This window comes from Streptomyces sp. MI02-7b (genome assembly GCF_033793585.1).
In the GTDB taxonomy this organism is placed as follows: Bacteria; Actinomycetota; Actinomycetes; order Streptomycetales; family Streptomycetaceae; genus Actinacidiphila.
The window spans coordinates 213,669-228,600 of record NZ_JARAWX010000008.1 but is presented as its reverse complement, the minus strand read 5'-3'; the positions used below and the strand labels follow the sequence as shown (position 1 = coordinate 228,600).

Sequence of the window (14,932 nt, the reverse complement as noted above, 5' to 3'; positions counted from 1 at the left end):
GCGCGCGTCCCGGGTTGCCGCCGCGCCTCACTTCGGCGTCGGCGGCAGGTCGTCGTCCTCCACACGTTCGCCCTCCGCCTGTGACGGGGTGGTGTGGGGGACGTCGGGGTGGATTTCCATGGTGCTGCGCTCGGCGGGGTCGTACTCCCGCTCGCCCTCCGCCTGGGAGGGGGTCTGCAGATAGATGCGGGGATCGGTGTCGGAAGCTCTGGAGCTCACGGTGCTCCTCCTTCGCGTGATCCCTCCATCGTGCTCCTTCAGGCGCGGCGGGGCGAAACCAGCAGGAAGGAGGCCCGGCCGCCGCGGTCGCGGTGGAGCGTGCACTGCCAGCCGTGGGGCTCCAGCAGCGCCCGGCACCGCTCGAGTGCGGCCTCGGCGGGGTCGTCGCCGGGAGAGGGCCAGGAGACCTCGGCGACGCCGTCCTGCGCGGCGGCGGGGGCCACGGCGTAGCCGGGCCGCGCGGGGCGGCCGGAGTCGTCGCGGGCGGACGGCGGAAGACCGGCTGCCTCCAGGGCGAGGGCCACCGCGTGGACGAACCGGTCGCGTTCCCAGGGCGCCGGGCGGCCGGTGTCGCCGTCCTGCAGGACGCGCCGGATCTCCAGCAGGCCGGACCAGGCCGCCGCGACCTCGGCGGCGCGCGAGCCGGAAGCGGTCTGCCTGAGCGGACCGGGACCGCGGCCGTCGTCGGCGGTGAACCCGGACGCGTCGGCCTCCGCGCCGTGCGGTACGCCCGCCGGGCCGGCCGGCTCCGCGGCCGGGGGCTCGGTGCGGGCCAGTTCGGCGCGGACGCGCAGGCCCTCCGGGGTCAGGTAATGGCCGCCGGTGCGCCCGTACCGCACCGCGAGGCCCTGCTTGGCCAGCGCCGCGCAGGTCGCCTCCCGCGCGCCCAGCAGTCCGGTGTTCGCGTCGGACTCCAGGAGGGCTCTGCGCTGCGCGGCGGTCAGGGGCATGGAGCGCAGCCTATGTGCCCCGCACAGGGCCCCGGAATGCCCTACACTCGAAATTCGAGCAACTGTTCGAACAGCAGGGTGGAGGCGGCACGACCATGGTCGAACCGGAGCGGTACCAGAACCAGGACCCGGGGCCCTGCGTGCTCTACATCCGCTGCGGCGGAACGGACTCCGCGACCCTCGCCGCGCTGGCCGGACTGGTCGGCCAGTTCACCCCGATCGTGCGCGTCGAACGGCCGGACGCGGTCGTGGCCGACGTGCGCCCCGCGGTGGGCTTCTACGGCCTGCTGCCGGAACAGCTGGCCCTCATGATCAGCACCCGGGCCGCCGGCCTCTACGACGTCGCCCTGACGATCGGCGTCGCCGGCAGCCGCACGGTCGCGTACATGGCCGCTTACGACATCCTCGCCGGCCGCATCCGGGCCGTGGACGCCGATCCCGGCGCCGTCGCCGACTTCCTGCGCCCCCAGCCCGTCGCGGCCCTCCCCGGGATCACCGCGGACGCCGTGAGGGCACTGGTCGCGGCCGGGCTGGGCACCGTCGGCCGGGTGGCCGCCGCCCCGCTGCACGAGGTGAAGCGGATCCTCGGCGCGGGCCCGGGGCGGGCGGTGTGGGACCGTGCGCACGGTGTCGACGCGGGCCCCCTCGTCCCCGAGGCGCCGCCCGGCGCGCTCGCCGCCGACCGGCTCTTCACGGCCGACGCCACCGACCGGGGCGCGCTGAGCCGGGCCGTCATCGAACTCGGCCTCGGCCTCGGCGACCGGCTGCGCAGCACCGGCCGCACCGCGACCGGCCTCACCCTCACCGTCCGGCTGGGCGGCGGTTCCTCGGTCAGCCGCAGCCGTACCCTGCCCACCCCCACCTCGGACCCGGGCCGACTGGCCGAGGCCGCCTTCGCCATGCACGAGGCCCTCGGCGCGCACCAGGCCCCCGTCCGCGCGGTGGCGCTGCGCGCCGAGGGGCTGTCGGCCGCCGATGCCGTACCCGCCCGTCCCGTGCCGGCGGGCGCCGTACGGGGCCGCGCCGTGCTGCCGTCGACCCTCGCGGTGCATCCCGTTCAGGAGGAGCGCCGGATGTCCTCCTGAACCGCGGCCTCAAGGAGCGCGGCCATCAGCTCGCGGCCGTCCAGCGGCCGCGGCTGCGGGGACCGCCGGGCCCGCGCCATGTCCGCGAAGCACGGGTCGCAGACGGCCAGCGGAAGGTGCGGGATGCCGCAGTCGCGGACGGTGTCGTCCCCCCGCCCGCAGACATCGCAACGCCAAGATGCCGCCACATGTTCGATGGTGCCCCGTCGGGGCGCTTCGCAACAGGGCGCGACCGGCCCGCGACGCGACGTCAACCTCCGCCGCCCCGCGGGCCGTTGGTCCTCGCCGGGGTCCCGCCCGTCCTACTCGTCGCCGATCACCCGCAGGGTGTGCGCCCGCAGCGCGCACGCCACCATCCCGTCGGGGGTGTGCCGCAGTTGCGGCTCGGACGCCGGGTGATACCCAGAGATCAGGTCCACGATGCGGTAGGCGGTCTCCTCGTCCTCGGCGGCTATGCACACCAGCACCGTGCCGTTCCCTGTCCCGGGCGTGGCGTCCGTTCCCTGTGCCATGCGTCCCCTCCGTCCGTCTCGGTCCGTCGCCGTCACGGTGGACGCGTCGGAAGACTGCGGCGCCGGTGCCCCGGTTCTGCCGCGGCCGCCCGTTCACCCGCACGAAGCACCTCGTGGTGCGCGGGGCTTACGATGAGCGGCCGGCAGTCGTACCCGGAGAGGACACCTTGGCCAGGCAACGGATTCCGGTCGTCGTCCTCGCGGGATTCCTGGGCTCGGGGAAGACCACGCTCCTCAACCACCTGCTGCGCACCAGCGGCGGGACGCGCATCGGCGCGATCGTCAACGACTTCGGCAGCATCAACATCGACGCCCTGTCGGTGGCGGGCCAGGTGGACTCGATGGTCGCCCTCGACAACGGCTGCCTGTGCTGCGCGGTCGACGCCACCGAGATGGACGACATGCTCGCCCGGCTCGCCCGTCCCCAGGCCCGGATCGACGTCATCGTCATCGAGGCCAGCGGGCTCGCCGAACCCCAGGGCATGATCCGGCTGCTCCTCGCCAGCACGAACACCGCCATCACCTACGGCGGTCTCGTGGAGGTCGTCGACGCCGCGGAGTTCGAGGCGGTCCGGGCCCGCCATCCCGAACTCGACCGCCATGTGCGCGCGGCCGACCTCGTCGTCCTCAACAAGACCGACCGCGTGGACGCCGAGGCGCTCGGCCGGGTCCGCGGCACCCTCACCGGGCTCGCCCCGGACACCCCGCTGGTCGAGGCCGCCCACGGCCGCGTCGGACCCGACCTGCTCTTCGACCCGCGGCCGCGCCCGGTGGACGACGCGCCCGCGCGCCAGCTCTCCTTCGAGGAACTGTCGGCCGACCACGCCGACGGCGACCATGAAGGGCATCTCCACGCCGCCTACGAGAGCGTCGAGTTCACCTCCGAAGCGCCCCTGCATCCGCGCCGCCTGGCGGAGTTCCTCGACAGCCGCCCCGCCGGGCTGTTCCGCATGAAGGGCTTCGTCCGGTTCGCCGCGCCCGGCCACCCGCAGAAGTTCACCCTGCACGCCGTCGGCGGCTTCCTGCGCTTCACGTCCTCCGCCTGGGCCCGCGGGGAGTCCCGGGCCACCCGCCTCGTCATGATCGGCTCCGGCCTGGACGCGGACGGACTGCGCAAGGCGCTCGACGCCTGCGTCGCCGACCCGGCGGCCGCGGTCCCGGAGGACGCCATGCTCGGCATCCTGCGCTACGTGCGCCCTTGAGACGGTGGCCGCCGCAGCACCCCCCGGCAGGCCATGCGGGCGCACAGCGCGGCGCCCGTGAGCGGCAGGAGGGTGAGGAAGACCCCGGTCGCCCACGTCATGACGCTGTGATCGGTGGCTTCGAGGGTGCCCCACCAGGTGCGCACCACGCGTACCACCTGCCCCGGCTCGCCGGGGTACCGCACGATCACCGGATCGTGGGACGCGGCCGGAACCGAAGCCGTCCCGAGCAGCCGCCCCGTGCATTCCGTCGGCGCCCGCCCCCGCTCCCCGCTGCGCTTCTCGCATTCCACGAGCAGGACCCGCTCCTCCCGGCCCAACGCCCCGGACTCGAAAGCCCCATGGGCGGCCGTGAAGGCCGTCACCGCCAGCAGCAGCGCGGTGAGCAGCGACCACACCAGGCAGACGCCCTTCCCGCTGCCACGCCTGCGCCGCTTCGCGAGCACATCATCAGCGTAGGCCGTGCGCCCGTCCTCCCGCGGGTCAGAGGAACCCGACGACGAGCCGTACCCCGTCGTCCCCGAAGCGCCCCGCCATCGCCCGCATCACGGCGAAGACATGCGGCCAGTGCGACTCCTCGCCGAGCACGGCAGCGGCGGTCAGCGGTTCGTAGCGGCAGGTCCCCGTCGGGACCGCCCACTCGGTGGTCCGGTGCACCTCGTCGAGGCCCGGCGGGGGCGGCCCCGTGACGTCGCGGACGTCGGCGGGCCATTGGGCCGGCACCAGCCATTGGCCGAACGACGGAGGCCAGGTGTCCGACGTCCAGGTCAGCCGCCCCACGAAGTGGGCGGGAGCGGCAGTGGGGGACAGTCCGGCAAGCTCGGACCAGGTGACCCAGGTCGCGTCGTCCATTGCGCTGCCGTCCTCCTCACGCAGGGAGGACGCCAGACCGCTGGACAGGTCGTCGGGCAGGCCACGGCCGGTGGCGAGGGGCCGGAACCCGGCGGAGTTGCGCACGCCGAACAGCTGGCCGAAGGCCGCGTAGTCCTGTTCGTCGTAGAGCGGCCACAGATCCATGGCCTTGACCCAGGGCTCGCCGTCATAGCAGTCGGTGCCGGCGCGGGGGTGCCGGAACTCGATGCCGCCGTGGATGTCCGTGCTCATGGCGCGCACGGTAGCGACCGGACCGGTCCTGGCGCGACGGATTTGTACCGGGGCACGGGTCAGCGGCCGCGCAGGGCGCCGGCCGTGGTGCCCGCGCGTTCGCGCAGGAGGACGCGCAGGGTGTTGGCGTGCTCGTAGCCGACGCGGCGGGCGACGACCTCCACGGGGAGGTCGGTGGTGCGCAGGAGGTGCGAGGCCCGCTCCACCCGGAGGTCCTGGACGAAGCGGACAGGGGAGACGCCGAGCACGCGGCGCACCGCGCGCTGGAGCGTGCGTTCCCCGACACCGAGCGCCCGCGCGGCCTCGGCGATGCCGATCGGCCCGTCGAGCCGGTCCCGCACCCACTGCTCGAAGGCGGCCACGGTCGGGTCGCTGTGGGCCAGCGCGCTGGGGATGATGTACGCCGCCTGGGACGGCCGGTGGTCGACGACGAGGTAGCGGGCCACCAGGTCGGCCAGCGCCGGGCTGCTCATGCGGACGACGGCGAGGGCCAGGTCGACATGGCCGAAGGCGGCGCCCGCGGTGGTCACGCCCCCGCACGTGGTGACCATCCGGGTCTCGTCCACGGTGACGGCGGGGTAGCGCTGCCGGAAGACCGGCGCGAGCCACCAGCTGGTGGTCGCCCGCAGCCCGTCCAGGACGCCGGACTCGGCCAGCAGGAAGGTCCCCGTGCACGCCGAGGCGACCGGCCGGCCCTCCTGCCGGGTACGGGCCACCAGCCGCCGCACGGCGGCCGTCCCGTCTCCGGCCACCCGCTCCAGCAGGGCGTCCGGGCGGCGTTCCGCGAGCGCAGGGACCAGTAGCAGGTCCGCCCCGGCGGCCGCCGCGAACGGCGCCGCGGCGACGGTGTGCCCGGCGCCGGTGCGCACCCGGCGGCGGGAGCCGACGGTCGTCACGTTCCACTCCGGCGGGGGCTGGTGGGGCAGCTCCCCGCGCATGGCGTTGGCCGCCTGGAGCACGTCGAGGACCGCGGAGAGGCCCGAGTCGAAGACCCCGTCGTACGCCACCACGGCTATGTCCATGACGGGAATGCTATCGACCATGCCGGATCCGACACTGGGGGGAGGACTTCGGGCGCTCTAGCGTTCTCGGTGTCCGGAACAGCGGGAACAGCGCGAACAGCGGGAACATCGGGGACAACGGGAATCGGAGCATGTGATGACGGAGATCGGTCTGCCGGACCGCATCGGGGCCGGGCCCGAGCACGCGGGCGAGGTCGACACGATGCTGCGCGACGCCCCGGAGTTCGCGCGGGCGGAGGAGGGCGCCGTCACCTGGTTCTCGTTCCGCGGCTACGCCACCGTCTTCGGGGTCCTCGACTCCTTCGCGGACGAGACCGGCCGCACCCACCTCCAGGGGCGTATCGCCGCGGCGCTGAAAGAGGCGACCGGGACGACGCTCGCGTCCCCGCCCGGCATCCGCCGGGTCGGCGTGCTCGCGGCAGGGCTCCTCTGACGCCATGGCCGCAACCACGGTCGTCAATCTCAAGGGCCACCGCGGCGACCCCGACTACGCGGACGTCGTCTACGTCGGCCGCCCGGCCCACCGCGGCGGCTGGCACCTGCCGGGCTCCCCGCTGGCCAGCCCGTTCCGGCCGGGGCCGGACGGCACGCGCGAGGAGGTCCTGGAGATGTACCGGGACCACCTGCTGTCGCGCCCGGATCTGCTCGCGATGCTGCCCGGGCTGCGCGGCCGCCGTCTGGGCTGCTGGTGCGTGCCCGAGCCGTGCCATGCCCAGGTCATCGCGGAACTGGCCGACCGCGACTGACGGTTGGCGCGGGCGCGCCGGCGATGTCCCGATCCGTGGGTCACGTGTCCTCATGGACCCGGGCCGGCGCGTCCCGCGCGTCGCAGACTGGAGCTGTCGGTGCCCCGGCCCCCTGCCGGGGCGACACCACGAACCCCCTGGAGACACGCCATGGCCGAGATCATCGCGGACGTCGAGGTACCCGAGACCAAGCTGGTGCACGAGGCGACGGAGCTGGTGCGGGACGCGGCGTCGCCGGTCGTCTTCCACCACTCGCGCCGGGTCTTCTTCTGGGCCTCGATGCGCGGCCGCCTGCGCGGCTGGGACTACGACCCGGAACTGCTCTACGTCGGCGCGCTCTTCCACGACCTCGGGCTGACCGAGCGGTTCGCCCGGACGGACCAGCGCTTCGAGATCGACGGCGCCGACGAGGCCCGCCGCTTCCTGCTGGAGCACGGGGTCGCCGAGGACCGCGCCCGCTTGGTGTGGGAGGGGATCGCCCTGCACACCACGCCGGAGATCCCCTGGCACATGGCGCCGGAGATCGCCCTGGTCACCTCCGGGGTCGAGGTGGACGTGCTCGGCATCGGCTACGACGAGATCCCGGCGGAGCAGCGGGAGGCGGTCGTGGCCGTCCACCCGAGGCCGGACTTCAAGAACAACATCCTGAGGGAGTTCACCCACGGCATCGCGCCCCGCCCGGACACCACCTTCGGCAATGTCAAGGCCGACGTCCTGGAGCGGTTCGTGCCCGGCTACGTCCGCGGGAACTTCGTGGACACCATTCTGGAGTCGCCGTGGCCCGAGTGAGCTCCCGCGTACTCCCGCTCAACCCCGGTCGGCGAAGGCCCCGTTGGGGTGGGTGGTGCGGAAGCGCTCCCGGTACGCGCCCGGGCTGACGCCCAGCCTGCGGCGGAAGGCGCGCCGCATCGTCTCCTCCGACCGGAAGCCGCTGCGCCGGGCCACGGTGGACAGGGCCTCGTTGCCCGCCTCCAGCAGGGCCTGGGCGGCCTCCACACGGACGCGCTCCACGTACTCCGCGGCCGTGCCGCCGGTCTCGTTGCGGAACAGCCGGGTCAGGTGACGCGGCGACACCCCCGCCCGCCCGGCGAGCGCCGGCAGGCTGTGGTCGCCCACCGGGTCGGCGGCGACCTCGTCCAGCACGTCGCGCAGCACCGACCGCGCGGCGTGCCTCGACGACTGGCGCACGCTGAACTGCGACTGCCCGCCGGGCCGTGCCATGAAGACCACCAGGTACTTGGCCGCGGCGCGGGCGACCTCCGCCCCGTGGTCGGACTCCACGAGCGCCAGCGCCAGATCGATGCCGGCGGTGATCCCGGCCGAGGTGATGAAGCGGCCGTCGCGCACGAAGATGGCGTCGGCGTCCACCGTGATGCCGGGGTAGCGGGCCGCCAGATCGGCGGCGTGCCGCCAGTGCGTCGTGGCGCGACGTCCGTCCAGCAGCCCGGTCGCCGCCAGCGGGAACGCCCCGGCGCACACGGCGGCCACGGTGCGCGAGTGCTCCGCGAGCCGGGTGACGGCCTCGATGAGCGGGACGTCGGAGACCGCCGCCCACCAGTCCGACCGCCCGGGGACGACGAGGGTGTCCACGGCGAAGTCCACCGCGTCCAGCGCCATGTCGGGGACCAGCGGCAGCCCGGCCGTGCTGTTGACGGGCTTGCCGTCGAGGGAGGCCGTGTACGTGCGGTAGGCCGCGCCGTAGTCGTTGGCGGCGGTGTACACCTCCAGCGGCCCGGCGACGTCCATCAGCTGCACCCCGTCGAAGAGCACCACCAGGACGCGGTGCGGTGCCGTCGGGCCGGGGGACGTGGTGCCGGTGTTCACGCCGAATGCCTCTCCGTCGGTCGCTCCGGGCCGGCCGTGCCGGACCGCGGGGTCACGACCATCATCACCCGCGGCGGGTCGGCACCCCGCCGCGGCGGCCGTCACACGGGCTGGGCGGACCCGGCGGGCGTCACGGGCCGGTGGAGCGGCGCGAGGCAGCGGGTGGTCACCACCCGGTGGGTGTGCTCGTCGTCGTGGATGGCGGTCGAACCGGCGAGCCGTCGCACGATGTCCAGCCCCCGTCCGTGCTCGTCCGCCGGGGTTCCGTCGGCCGGCCCGTGCGGCTGCGACCGGCTGTCACCGGTGTCGGTCACGGTGATCACCAGCCCCCGCCCGCAGATGGTCAGCCGCACGGACATCTCGGCGCGGCCGTGCCGCGCCGCGTTGGCGGCGAGTTCGTCGACGATCAGCTCGGCGCAGTCCCGGTCCTCCGTGGCCAGTCCCCACATCACCAGCATCTCGGCGGTGAAGTGCCGGGCGGTGCTCACATAGGCGGGTTCGGCCGGCTGCACCAGTTCCGCCGATTGTGTGGAGAGGATGTCTGCGGACATGGCCCCGGCCCTTCAGCGATGAGATCCGCGCTCCCCATGACCGCGGGGAACCGCCGCCCACGCCGTGCGGGTCCCGCGCCCCGGCGGTCCCGGGCGGCTAGCGTGGACGAGTGCGTCTACTTGTGATGTCCGATACGCACGTGCCCAAACGTGCCAAGGAGCTGCCGTCCGAACTCGTGGGCCTGATCGCGCACGCGGACGTCGTCCTCCACGCCGGCGACTGGGTGGACGAGGCGACCCTCGACCTGCTCCTGGCGCGCGCCCGGCGCGTGATCGGCGTCCACGGGAACAACGACGGCCCTGGTCTGCGCGTCCGGCTGCCCGAGGTCGCGCACGCGGAGCTCGGCGGGCTGCGGTTCGCCGTCGTCCACGAGACCGGGCCGGCGCAGGGGCGGGAGCGGCGCTGCGAGGAGCGCTTCCCCGATGTGGACGTGCTCGTGTTCGGCCACAGCCACATCCCCTGGGACTCCACGGCGCCCGGTGGCATGCGGCTGCTCAACCCGGGTTCGCCGACCGACCGCAGGCGGCAGCCGCACTGCACCTACCTGACGGCGGAGGTGGCGGGCGGCGCGCTGACGCACGTCGTCCTGCACCGGCTGCCGCCGCGCCCCTGACGTCGCACCTACCTCCTACCTCGTACCTCGCACGTCGAACGCCGGGAGCGGTCAGTGCTCCAGTGCCGGTCCGCCGGCCGGCCGCATCCGGGCGCCCGCGGGGGCGTCCGGCACCGCCGCCGCGTCCTTGACGAAGGCCACGCCGGCCGGCGGCAGCAGGGACAGCACCGCCTGCCGGTGGGTGTCGCTGGTCTCCTCGTCGTACGGGTCCGGCGTGGCGGGCACCTGCATGCGCAGTACCGGACCGGAGCCCAGCCGCGCGTAACCGCGTCCCGGGGGGACCTCCGCGGCGGACGTCGTGCCCTGGGGCGCGCCCAGTACGGCCTGCGTCTGGTCGGCGGTCACCGCTCCCAGCAGCACCCGTGCCCGGGTGTGCGCGACGACCACCTGCGACAGCGCGTCGGCGGTGTCCAGCTGGTCCGCGACGGCCACGGTGACCCCGGCCCCGCGCCCGTGGCGCAGTGGTACGTCCAGCAGTTCCTGCGGGTCGGGCCGACCCTCGGCGTGCGCGAGCTGGGTCAGCGCGGTCGGCCGGTCGACCAGGATCCACAGCGGGCGCCGCACGTCGTCCGGAGCGCCCCGGCCGGCCTGCCGGGCCCGGTTGACGGCGATGAGGCGCCGCTCGGTCTCGTGCGCCGCCCACTCCAGGGTGGCCAGCGTGCCGGCGAGCCCGCTCTCCACCGCCAGTACGCCCGGCCGGCCGTTCAGGCACGCGTACTCCCCGGTCCCGCTGCCGTCGATGACCACGAGGTCGCCGTCCGGGAGGGCCTGCAGCGCGATGGAGCGCAGGAGCGTCGTGGTGCCGGTGCCCGGCCGGCCGAGCGCGAGCAGGTGCGGCTCGGTCGAACGCGGCCCGGTGCGCCACACCACCGGCGGCGCGTCGCGGACCTCCTCGCCGTCGGTGACGGGCACGGTGCGCTGCACGGCCTCGGCGTCGGTGAAGCCGAGCACGGTCTCGCCGGGCGCGGTGACGAAGCGCTGCGCGGCGATGCCGGTGGGCAGCGGGGGGAGGGCGCAGAGGGTGAGGTGGTTCTCCTCCTCGTTCCAGTCGAAGCGGTACTCCCGGCCGCGTCCGGCCTTGGCGTGCAGGACGTGCTCCACGCGGGCCCGCGACACGGCCTCGCCGTCGGTGAAGTACGCGGGGTACTTCAGGTGCAGCCGGGTCAGCCGCCCGTCCTCGAACTCGTAGTCGCCGAAGACGTTCTCCCAGCTCCCGTCGTGCGCGTACAGCGGGCTGGGGTCGCCCGGGTCCGACAGGTAGGGCACCAGCGACTCGTACAGCGCGGTCAGCCGGTCGTTCTCCGCGCCGCTGGGACCGCTCGGCGCCGGGGTGCGGTCCCGGCCCATCCACGCCGCGGAGCCCATGAGCGCGGCGACGGCCAGGTAGGCGCCGTACGGGAGCAGCACCAGGAGCAGGAAGCCCGCCCCGACCGAGGCCATCAGCGCCGGGCCGCGGCGGTCCTGCGGGGTCTTCCCCCACCAGTCGCGCAGCCAGCCGAGCTGGCGGCGCATCCCGCGGGAGATCACGATCAGCGGGTGGAGCACATCGGTGGCGCTGTCGGCGACGCCGCGCGCCATGTCGCGCCCGCGGGCGAGCGCGAGGCGGCTGCTCAGCAGAGTGGGGAGGGGGCGCCGGACCACGAGGAGCTCCAGGGATCGTTGCGGGACGGGAACGGGAACGGAGACGGGCCCGGTGCGGGGAGGCGCGCCGGGCCCGGTGCGTGGACCGTGCGGTGACGGCCCGGCTAGAACTTGATCCCGCCCAGCAGGCTCGCGAGGCTCGCCCCTCCGGCCTTGATGCTCGGGGCGATGGCGGTGCCCGCGAGGTAGAAGCCGAACAGGGCGCAGACGAGTGCGTGGGAGGCCTTGAGGCCGTCCTTGCGGAAGAACAGGAAGACGATGATGCCGAGCAGGACGACGCCTGAAATGGACAGGATCATGGGGCTACTCCTGTGTGATGGGGACTGTCACCATGAGTTGTTCCAGAATTACAGAAAGTAATAAGATCTGAAAACCGGCAAATGAGTGATTTATGGAGAAATTCGCCTGATCAGCCCTCAGGGGCGGTTTCTCCGGCGTGATCCTTGCCGGTCGCCCGGCGTGTCATGTGGCAGGCCCCGCCGACGGAGCAGTGAAGTCCCCCGAACGAGTGATCGTCGCCGCCAGGGTTCGGCCATGGCTTCTCGTACCGTCCCCACCGGCGGATCGTGCCGGAACCGGGCATGCGGCGGGTGTGAAGGTGGTTGACGCTGCATAAGGTGGATCACACGGATCCCGCGCAGTCCCCCGTCCATTCGAGTGAGGAACGATGAGCGAGCCGACCCCGCAGGCCGAACCGGCGCACGACCCCGAGGTGCTGCAGCTCGCGGCCAAGGTCTTCGACCTCGCCCGCCAGGGCGGAACCGAGACCCTGGTGGCCTACGTGGACGCCGGTGTGCCCGCGAACCTCACCAACGACCGGGGCGACACGCTCGTGATGCTCGCCGCCTACCACGGTCACGCCGCCACCGTCACCGCGCTGCTGCGGCGCGGCGCCGACCCCGACCGTCCCAACGACCGCGGCCAGACCCCGCTGGCCGGTGCCGTGTTCAAGGGTGAGGACGAGGTCGTCCACGCCCTGCTCGACGCCGGGGCCGACCCGGCCGCCGGCACCCCGTCCGCCATCGACACCGCCCGCATGTTCGGCAAGACCGAGCTGCTCGAACTCTTCGGCGCCGCGTGATGCCGCGCGCCGCGACGACCCGACGTACCGCGAAGAGAAGTGGACCCATGACGGAAACCGACAGCTGGATCAATCCGCTGCGCGATCCATCCGACCGGCGGCTGCCCCGCATCGCGGGCCCCTCCGGCCTGGTGATCTTCGGGGTGACCGGTGACCTGTCCCGCAAGAAGCTGATGCCCGCCGTGTACGACCTCGCCAACCGCGGGCTGCTGCCGCCGGGCTTCTCGCTGCTCGGCTTCGCCCGCCGCGACTGGGCGGACGAGGACTTCGCCCAGGTCGTGCACGACGCCGTCAAGGAGCACGCGCGCACCCCCTTCCGCGACGAGGTGTGGCAGGAGCTCTCGGCCGGCATGCGCTTCGTGCCGGGCGACTTCGGCGACGACGAGGCGTTCGAGAAGCTCCGTGTCACCGTGGACGAGCTGGACAGGGCCCGGGGCACGAGCGGCAACTTCGCCTTCTACCTCTCCGTGCCGCCGAAGTTCTTCCCGCAGGTCGTGCAGCAGTTGAAGAAGCACGGCCTGGCCGACGCCGCCGCGGGGTCGTGGCGCCGGGCGGTCATCGAGAAGCCCTTCGGGCACGACCTGGCCAGCGCGCAGGAGCTCAACCGCGTGGTCCACGAGGTCTTCCCGCCCTCCCAGGTGTTCCGGATCGACCACTACCTGGGCAAGGAGACGGTCCAGAACATCCTGGCGCTGCGCTTCGCCAACACGATGTTCGAGCCGCTGTGGAACCGCTCGTTCGTCGACCACGTGCAGATCACCATGGCCGAGGACATCGGCATCGGCGGTCGTGCGGGCTACTACGACGGGATCGGCGCGGCGCGCGACGTCATCCAGAACCACCTGCTGCAACTCCTGGCGCTCACCACGATGGAGGAGCCCGCGGGGTTCGACGCCAAGGCCCTCCTGCGGGAGAAGCTCAAGGTGCTGCAGGCCGTCCGGCTCCCGGACGATCTGGGCAAGCACACGGTGCGCGGGCAGTACGCGCACGGCTGGCAGGGCGGCGAGGAGGTGCCCGGCTACCTGGAGGAGGAGGGCATCGACCCCAAGTCCAAGACCGACACCTACGCCGCGATCAAGCTGCAGATCGACAACCGCCGCTGGGCGGGCGTGCCCTTCTACCTGCGCACCGGCAAGCGGCTCGGCCGGCGGGTCACGGAGATCGCGGTGGTCTTCCAGCGCGCCCCGCACCTGCCCTTCAGCCGTACCGACACCCAGGAGCTGGGGCAGAACGCCCTGGTCATCCGCGTCCAGCCGGACGAGGGTGTGACCGTGCGGTTCGGTTCGAAGGTGCCGGGCACCTCGATGGAGATCCGGGACGTGTCGATGGACTTCGCCTACGGCGAGTCCTTCACCGAGTCCAGCCCGGAGGCGTACGAGCGGCTCATCCTGGACGTGCTGCTCGGCGACGCGAACCTCTTCCCCCGCCCGCAGGAGGTGGAGGAGTCCTGGCGCATCCTCGACCCCGTCGAGCAGTACTGGGATCAGCACGGCAAGCCCGAGCAGTACACCGCCGGGACCTGGGGTCCCGTCGCGGCGGACGAGATGCTCGCACGAGACGGCAGGAGCTGGCGCCGGCCATGAACATCGACCTCACCAACACCACCTCGGCAAAGATCAACTCGGCGCTGGTGCGGGCCCGCAGGAGTGTGGGCAGCCCGGCCGTCGGCATGGTGCTGACCCTCGTCATCGTCACCGACGAGGGCAACCACTACGACGCGCTCAAGTCCGCCTCGGACGCGTCGCGCGAGCACCCGTCGCGCATCCTGGTCGTCATCAAGCGGCCCGGACGCTCCGCGCGCGAGCGCAAGAGCGCCCGCCTGGACGCCGAGGTGCGGGTCGGCGGCGAGACCGGAACCGGCGAGACCGTGCTGCTGCGGCTGCACGGCGAACTCGCCGACCACGCCCACAGCGTGGTGCTGCCGCTGCTGCTGCCCGACGCGCCGGTCGTGGTCTGGTGGCCGGTCGACGCCCCCGACCACCCGGCCGAGGACGCGCTCGGCGCGCTGGCGCAGCGCCGCATCACCGACGCCTACGCCGTGGAGCGGCCGCTGCAGCAGATCGACGCCCGCGCGGCCTCCTACGCCCCCGGGGACACGGACCTGTCCTGGACCCGGCTGACGCCCTGGCGGTCCATGCTGGCCGCCGCGCTCGACCAGGCCCGCGCCACCGTCACGTCCGCCGCCGTGGAGAGCGAGGCGGACAACCCCAGCGCCGAACTCCTCGCGCGCTGGCTCGGCAACCGCCTGCGGGTGCCGGTCGACCGGGTCGTCACCGACGGACCGGTGGTCACGGCGGTGCGCCTGCGCACCGCCGACGGCGAGATCCACATCGACCGCCCCGAGGGCCCGCTGGCGACCCTGTCCATCCCCGGGCAGCCGAGTCGGCACCTCGCGCTGAAGGTGCGCACCACGGCCGAGCTCATCGCCGAGGAACTGCGCCGTCTCGACCCGGACGAGATGTACGCCTCGGCCCTGCGCCACACCGAGGCCGCCGAGCCGCCGCGCCGCGCGAAGACCACCGCCCGCAGCACCGCGAAGCGCGCGACCCCGGCAGCACCGGAGGCCGCCAAGTAGACCGACTGCCGCACGAGCACGCCGG

The 14,932-nt window shown here is 73.7% G+C and carries 20 protein-coding genes; 9 read left to right on the top strand and 11 right to left on the bottom strand.

Features of this window, described 5'->3' with window-relative positions; genetic code table 11:
- Positions 1–27: 27 nt before the first annotated feature.
- On the bottom strand, positions 28–219 hold the full coding sequence (locus PV364_RS15930; protein WP_319660634.1) for a hypothetical protein: 192 nt from the start codon (positions 217–219) through the stop codon (positions 28–30).
- 38 nt (positions 220–257) lie between these two features.
- On the bottom strand, positions 258–950 hold the full coding sequence (locus tag PV364_RS15925; protein ID WP_319660633.1) for a hypothetical protein: 693 nt from the start codon (positions 948–950) through the stop codon (positions 258–260).
- Positions 951–1,045: 95 nt separating this feature from the next.
- Here PV364_RS15925 and PV364_RS15920 point away from each other — a divergent pair, with 95 nt between their 5' ends.
- Positions 1,046–2,035: a hypothetical protein gene (locus PV364_RS15920; RefSeq protein ID WP_319660632.1), complete on the top strand. Its 990-nt coding sequence runs from the start codon at positions 1,046–1,048 to the stop codon at positions 2,033–2,035.
- On the opposite strand, the gene PV364_RS15915 is transcribed toward PV364_RS15920, so the two are convergent.
- Together PV364_RS15915 and PV364_RS15910 are read right to left on the bottom strand one after the other, a co-directional pair.
- Positions 2,008–2,223, bottom strand: a complete 216-nt coding sequence (locus PV364_RS15915) for a hypothetical protein (protein ID WP_319660631.1) — start codon at positions 2,221–2,223, stop codon at positions 2,008–2,010. The two genes, PV364_RS15920 and PV364_RS15915, sit on opposite strands and share 28 nt — an antisense overlap.
- A gap of 114 nt (positions 2,224–2,337) precedes the next feature.
- Positions 2,338–2,547, bottom strand: a complete 210-nt coding sequence (locus PV364_RS15910) for a hypothetical protein (RefSeq protein ID WP_319660630.1) — start codon at positions 2,545–2,547, stop codon at positions 2,338–2,340.
- Positions 2,548–2,714: 167 nt separating this feature from the next.
- Here PV364_RS15910 and PV364_RS15905 point away from each other — a divergent pair, with 167 nt between their 5' ends.
- Positions 2,715–3,749, top strand: a complete 1,035-nt coding sequence (locus PV364_RS15905; RefSeq protein WP_319660629.1) for a GTP-binding protein — start codon at positions 2,715–2,717, stop codon at positions 3,747–3,749.
- Here the strand turns inward: PV364_RS15905 and PV364_RS15900 are convergent.
- The 3 genes from PV364_RS15900 to PV364_RS15890 are packed head-to-tail and all read right to left on the bottom strand — an operon-like array spanning position 3,734 to position 5,875.
- A complete protein-coding gene (locus PV364_RS15900; protein ID WP_319660628.1) occupies positions 3,734–4,195 on the bottom strand; it encodes a hypothetical protein in 462 nt (153 codons plus the stop codon). The two genes, PV364_RS15905 and PV364_RS15900, sit on opposite strands and share 16 nt — an antisense overlap.
- A 37-nt stretch (positions 4,196–4,232) precedes the next feature.
- Positions 4,233–4,853: a hypothetical protein gene (locus tag PV364_RS15895; RefSeq protein ID WP_319660627.1), complete on the bottom strand. Its 621-nt coding sequence runs from the start codon at positions 4,851–4,853 to the stop codon at positions 4,233–4,235.
- 59 nt (positions 4,854–4,912) lie between these two features.
- Positions 4,913–5,875, bottom strand: coding sequence for a GlxA family transcriptional regulator (locus tag PV364_RS15890; RefSeq protein WP_319660626.1), 963 nt, complete (start codon positions 5,873–5,875; stop codon positions 4,913–4,915).
- Between the two features lie 136 nt (positions 5,876–6,011).
- Here PV364_RS15890 and PV364_RS15885 point away from each other — a divergent pair, with 136 nt between their 5' ends.
- From PV364_RS15885 to PV364_RS15875, 3 genes are all read left to right on the top strand, one after another.
- Positions 6,012–6,308: an antibiotic biosynthesis monooxygenase gene (locus tag PV364_RS15885; RefSeq protein WP_319660625.1), complete on the top strand. Its 297-nt coding sequence runs from the start codon at positions 6,012–6,014 to the stop codon at positions 6,306–6,308.
- A 4-nt stretch (positions 6,309–6,312) separates the two neighbouring features.
- The gene (locus PV364_RS15880; protein WP_319660624.1) at positions 6,313–6,621 is read left to right on the top strand and encodes a DUF4326 domain-containing protein; all 309 of its coding nucleotides are present in this window, start codon (positions 6,313–6,315) and stop codon (positions 6,619–6,621) included.
- A gap of 150 nt (positions 6,622–6,771) precedes the next feature.
- Positions 6,772–7,410 carry an HD domain-containing protein gene (locus tag PV364_RS15875; RefSeq protein WP_319660623.1) on the top strand — a complete coding sequence of 213 codons (639 nt, stop codon included), beginning with the start codon at positions 6,772–6,774 and terminating at the stop codon, positions 7,408–7,410.
- Between the two features lie 18 nt (positions 7,411–7,428).
- Here the strand turns inward: PV364_RS15875 and PV364_RS15870 are convergent, their stop codons facing one another.
- Both PV364_RS15870 and PV364_RS15865 read right to left on the bottom strand, forming a co-directional pair.
- Positions 7,429–8,445 carry a GlxA family transcriptional regulator gene (locus tag PV364_RS15870; protein WP_319660622.1) on the bottom strand — a complete coding sequence of 339 codons (1,017 nt, stop codon included), beginning with the start codon at positions 8,443–8,445 and terminating at the stop codon, positions 7,429–7,431.
- Between the two features lie 101 nt (positions 8,446–8,546).
- A complete protein-coding gene (locus PV364_RS15865) occupies positions 8,547–8,996 on the bottom strand; it encodes an ATP-binding protein (RefSeq protein WP_319660621.1) in 450 nt (149 codons plus the stop codon).
- Between the two features lie 110 nt (positions 8,997–9,106).
- Between PV364_RS15865 and PV364_RS15860 the strand changes: the two genes are divergently transcribed.
- Positions 9,107–9,610, top strand: a complete 504-nt coding sequence (locus tag PV364_RS15860) for a metallophosphoesterase (RefSeq protein ID WP_319660620.1) — start codon at positions 9,107–9,109, stop codon at positions 9,608–9,610.
- Between the two features lie 51 nt (positions 9,611–9,661).
- Here the strand turns inward: PV364_RS15860 and PV364_RS15855 are convergent, their stop codons facing one another.
- Both PV364_RS15855 and PV364_RS15850 read right to left on the bottom strand, forming a co-directional pair.
- Positions 9,662–11,251 (bottom strand): hypothetical protein, encoded by a 1,590-nt coding sequence (locus PV364_RS15855; protein ID WP_319660619.1) that lies wholly within the window; start codon positions 11,249–11,251, stop codon positions 9,662–9,664.
- Between the two features lie 104 nt (positions 11,252–11,355).
- Complete coding sequence (locus PV364_RS15850) at positions 11,356–11,550, bottom strand: hypothetical protein (RefSeq protein WP_018534760.1); 195 nt, start codon at positions 11,548–11,550, stop codon at positions 11,356–11,358.
- A gap of 368 nt (positions 11,551–11,918) precedes the next feature.
- Here PV364_RS15850 and PV364_RS15845 point away from each other — a divergent pair, with 368 nt between their 5' ends.
- The 3 genes from PV364_RS15845 to opcA are packed head-to-tail and all read left to right on the top strand — an operon-like array spanning position 11,919 to position 14,907.
- Positions 11,919–12,332: an ankyrin repeat domain-containing protein gene (locus PV364_RS15845; protein ID WP_319660617.1), complete on the top strand. Its 414-nt coding sequence runs from the start codon at positions 11,919–11,921 to the stop codon at positions 12,330–12,332.
- A 47-nt stretch (positions 12,333–12,379) separates the two neighbouring features.
- Positions 12,380–13,915 (top strand): glucose-6-phosphate dehydrogenase, encoded by a 1,536-nt coding sequence (zwf, locus tag PV364_RS15840; RefSeq protein WP_319660616.1) that lies wholly within the window; start codon positions 12,380–12,382, stop codon positions 13,913–13,915.
- On the top strand, positions 13,912–14,907 hold the full coding sequence (gene opcA, locus PV364_RS15835) for a glucose-6-phosphate dehydrogenase assembly protein OpcA (RefSeq protein WP_319660615.1): 996 nt from the start codon (positions 13,912–13,914) through the stop codon (positions 14,905–14,907). The genes zwf and opcA overlap by 4 nt, the downstream gene beginning before the upstream one ends.
- Positions 14,908–14,932 lie beyond the last annotated feature (25 nt).

Bases quoted from the DNA above. Each gene is read 5' to 3' on its own strand.
- PV364_RS15850 (WP_018534760.1), bottom strand. From the start codon at position 11,550: ATGATCCTGTCCATTTCAGGCGTCGTCCTGCTCGGCATCATCGTCTTC.
- PV364_RS15925 (WP_319660633.1), bottom strand. From the start codon at position 950: ATGCCCCTGACCGCCGCGCAGCGCAGAGCCCTCCTGGAGTCCGACGCG.
- PV364_RS15890 (WP_319660626.1), bottom strand. From the start codon at position 5,875: ATGGACATAGCCGTGGTGGCGTACGACGGGGTCTTCGACTCGGGCCTC.
- zwf (WP_319660616.1), top strand. From the start codon at position 12,380: ATGACGGAAACCGACAGCTGGATCAATCCGCTGCGCGATCCATCCGAC.
- PV364_RS15910 (WP_319660630.1), bottom strand. From the start codon at position 2,547: ATGGCACAGGGAACGGACGCCACGCCCGGGACAGGGAACGGCACGGTG.
- PV364_RS15880 (WP_319660624.1), top strand. From the start codon at position 6,313: ATGGCCGCAACCACGGTCGTCAATCTCAAGGGCCACCGCGGCGACCCC.
- PV364_RS15895 (WP_319660627.1), bottom strand. From the start codon at position 4,853: ATGAGCACGGACATCCACGGCGGCATCGAGTTCCGGCACCCCCGCGCC.
- opcA (WP_319660615.1), top strand. From the start codon at position 13,912: ATGAACATCGACCTCACCAACACCACCTCGGCAAAGATCAACTCGGCG.
- PV364_RS15885 (WP_319660625.1), top strand. From the start codon at position 6,012: ATGACGGAGATCGGTCTGCCGGACCGCATCGGGGCCGGGCCCGAGCAC.
- PV364_RS15845 (WP_319660617.1), top strand. From the start codon at position 11,919: ATGAGCGAGCCGACCCCGCAGGCCGAACCGGCGCACGACCCCGAGGTG.
- PV364_RS15875 (WP_319660623.1), top strand. From the start codon at position 6,772: ATGGCCGAGATCATCGCGGACGTCGAGGTACCCGAGACCAAGCTGGTG.
- PV364_RS15920 (WP_319660632.1), top strand. From the start codon at position 1,046: ATGGTCGAACCGGAGCGGTACCAGAACCAGGACCCGGGGCCCTGCGTG.
- PV364_RS15865 (WP_319660621.1), bottom strand. From the start codon at position 8,996: ATGTCCGCAGACATCCTCTCCACACAATCGGCGGAACTGGTGCAGCCG.